The sequence below is a fragment of the Streptomyces sp. NPDC058373 genome, from assembly GCF_042723275.1.
Lineage (GTDB): Bacteria > Actinomycetota > Actinomycetes > Streptomycetales > Streptomycetaceae > Streptomyces.
On record NZ_JBHXJE010000097.1, the window covers coordinates 1 to 1,719 of the forward strand.

The 1,719-nt window shown below is 57.6% G+C and carries 1 rRNA gene; it reads right to left on the reverse strand.

The features are described from left to right. A 23S ribosomal RNA gene (locus ACFWMZ_RS28145) occupies positions 1-1,612 on the reverse strand; the annotation flags it as partial. Between the last annotated feature and the right edge of the window lie 107 nt (positions 1,613-1,719).

The following is a 1,719-nucleotide window of genomic DNA, read 5'->3' on the forward strand; positions in this document are numbered from 1 at the left end:
CACCGGCTCCACCACTTTCCATTCCCCGAAGGGTCCGGAACGGCTTCACGGGCTTAGCATCACTGGATTCAATGTTTGACGCTTCACAGCGGGTACCGGAATATCAACCGGTTATCCATCGACTACGCCTGTCGGCCTCGCCTTAGGTCCCGACTTACCCTGGGCAGATCAGCTTGACCCAGGAACCCTTAGTCAATCGGCGCACACGTTTCTCACGTGTGAATCGCTACTCATGCCTGCATTCTCACTCGTGAACCGTCCACAACTCGCTTCCGCGGCTGCTTCACCCGGCACACGACGCTCCCCTACCCATCACAGCGGGCGTTGGCCCTCATGCTGCAATGACACGACTTCGGCGGTACGCTTGAGCCCCGCTACATTGTCGGCGCGGAATCACTAGACCAGTGAGCTATTACGCACTCTTTCAAGGGTGGCTGCTTCTAAGCCAACCTCCTGGTTGTCTCTGCGACTCCACATCCTTTCCCACTTAGCGTACGCTTAGGGGCCTTAGTCGATGCTCTGGGCTGTTTCCCTCTCGACCATGGAGCTTATCCCCCACAGTCTCACTGCCGCGCTCTCACTTACCGGCATTCGGAGTTTGGCTAAGGTCAGTAACCCGGTAGGGCCCATCGCCTATCCAGTGCTCTACCTCCGGCAAGAAACACACGACGCTGCACCTAAATGCATTTCGGGGAGAACCAGCTATCACGGAGTTTGATTGGCCTTTCACCCCTAACCACAGGTCATCCCCCAGGTTTTCAACCCTGGTGGGTTCGGTCCTCCACGACCTCTTACAGCCGCTTCAACCTGCCCATGGCTAGATCACTCCGCTTCGGGTCTAGAGCGTGCAACTCAAACGCCCTCTTAGGACTCGCTTTCGCTACGGCTTCCCCACACGGGTTAACCTCGCTACACACCGCTAACTCGCAGGCTCATTCTTCAAAAGGCACGCAGTCACGACTGCCAGCACAAGTACTGACAGCGACGCTCCCACGGCTTGTAGGCACACGGTTTCAGGTACTATTTCACTCCGCTCCCGCGGTACTTTTCACCATTCCCTCACGGTACTATCCGCTATCGGTCACCAGGGAATATTTAGGCTTAGCGGGTGGTCCCGCCAGATTCACACGGGATTTCTCGGGCCCCGTGCTACTTGGGTGTCTCTCAAACGAGCCGCTGATGTTTCGACTACGGGGGTCTTACCCTCTACGCCGGGCCTTTCGCATGCCCTTCGCCTACATCAACGGTTTCTGACTCGTCCCACGGCCGGCAGACCGTGAAAGAGAGATCCCACAACCCCGCATGCGCAACCCCTGCCGGGTATCACACACATACGGTTTGGCCTCATCCAGTTTCGCTCGCCACTACTCCCGGAATCACGGTTGTTTTCTCTTCCTGCGGGTACTGAGATGTTTCACTTCCCCGCGTTCCCTCCACACTGCCTATGAGTTCAGCAGCGGGTGACAGCCCATGACGACTGCCGGGTTTCCCCATTCGGAAACCCCCGGATCAAAGCCTGGTTGACGACTCCCCGGGGACTATCGTGGCCTCCCACGTCCTTCATCGGTTCCTGGTGCCAAGGCATCCACCGTGCGCCCTTAAAAACTTGGCCACAGATGCTCGCGTCCACTGTGCAGTTCTCAAACAACGACCAACCACCCACCACCCCGAGACATACATCCCGAGTTCACTGGGGCCGGCAACCGAAGAAACAGCCAC